Consider the following 1,360-nt stretch of genomic DNA (forward strand, 5'->3'; position numbering starts at 1 on the left):
TTGAGGACTGTGAGACTGGTGAGGTACCGCCCGCCACGCCAGGGTCTGACCCAGTTTGAGACTGGCCACCTGTGCCTTGGTGATGACCTGTCGCCCTGGCCCGGGCGGTACCGCCGGACCAGGCGCGGATGTGTCCCCATAGGGGCCTCGCCATATGCATCATCACAGTCCTGACCTCCTCGCCCGGCCGGTGACCACCACATCCCCGACCCTTCGAGGAGACCAGTGACTGCCTCCACCGACGACCACACCAACGCAGCCGACGTCGAGGCGCGAGAGGAGATCGTGCTCGGCGTGGATACTCACGCCGACATGCACGTCGCAGCAGTGATCACCGTCATGGGCGTGCTGATGGGCACCCAGGCGTTCCCGGCCACCGCCGACGGTTACGCGGCGCTGCTGAGCTGGGCGAGCGGACACGGCCGGCTGCGGCGGGCGGGGGTCGAGGGCACCAGCTCGCACGGCACCGCGCTCAACCGCTACCTCCGCCGCCATGACCTGCGGGTTCTGGAGGTCAACCGGCCCGACCGGGCCCGCCGGCGACGGCGCGGCAAGACCGACGCCGTCGACGCCGAGAACGCCGCTCGAGCGGTGCTGTCGCAGGAGGCCGCCGCCATCGCCAAGACCGGCGACGGCCCCGTTGAGATGATCCGCATGCTCAAAGTCGCTAGAGACTCGGCGGTCAAGGCCCGTACCCAGGCCATCAACCAGCTGCGGGCCGTCCTGATGCGAGCGGATTCGGCACTGCGCGACGCGCTGGCCGGTCTGGGCTCGGTCACCCTCATCCGCACCTGCGCAGATCTGCCCGCCGCCGAGCACCGCACCATCGACGACGCGGCCCGTGGCGTGCTGCGCATGCTCGCCCGCCGCATCCTGGCCCTGACCGAAGAGGCCCGCGCGCACGAGCGAACGCTGGTGGCGATCATCACCGAATGCGCCCCGAAACTGCTCCAGCAGTACGGGATCGGGCCGGACACCGCCGCCGCGCTGCTCATCACCGCCGGCGACAACCCCGACCGGCTCGGCAGCGAAGCCGCCTTCGCCGCCCTATGCGGCGTCAACCCGATCGAGGCCTCCTCCGGCAAGACCGTCCGGCACCGGCTCAACCGTGGCGCCGACCGGCGCAGCAACAGCGCCCTCTACACCATCGTCGTGACCCGCCTCGGCCGCGATGCGCGCACCCGCGCCTACGCCGAACGCCGCACCACCGAGGGCAAATCCAAGAAAGAGATCATCCGCTGCCTCAAGCGCTACGTCGCCCGCGAAGTCTTCCCGATCATCACCGCAGCACTCTCACCAGCGCGTACTCCGCCCGCTGCGGCTTGACAAACATAGGGGCGTCATCACGCTCGTCCTCCAG

The 1,360-nt window shown here is 69.8% G+C and carries 1 protein-coding gene; it reads left to right on the forward strand.

Features of this window, described 5'->3' with window-relative positions:
• The first annotated feature begins 225 nt into the window (after window positions 1-225).
• Window positions 226-1,326 carry an IS110 family RNA-guided transposase gene (locus E1294_RS51945; protein ID WP_132520757.1) on the forward strand — a complete coding sequence of 367 codons (1,101 nt, stop codon included), beginning with the start codon at window positions 226-228 and terminating at the stop codon, window positions 1,324-1,326.
• Window positions 1,327-1,360: the final 34 nt, after the last annotated feature.

It is taken from the genome of Nonomuraea diastatica (assembly GCF_004349015.1).
In the GTDB taxonomy this organism is placed as follows: domain Bacteria; phylum Actinomycetota; class Actinomycetes; order Streptosporangiales; family Streptosporangiaceae; genus Nonomuraea; species Nonomuraea diastatica.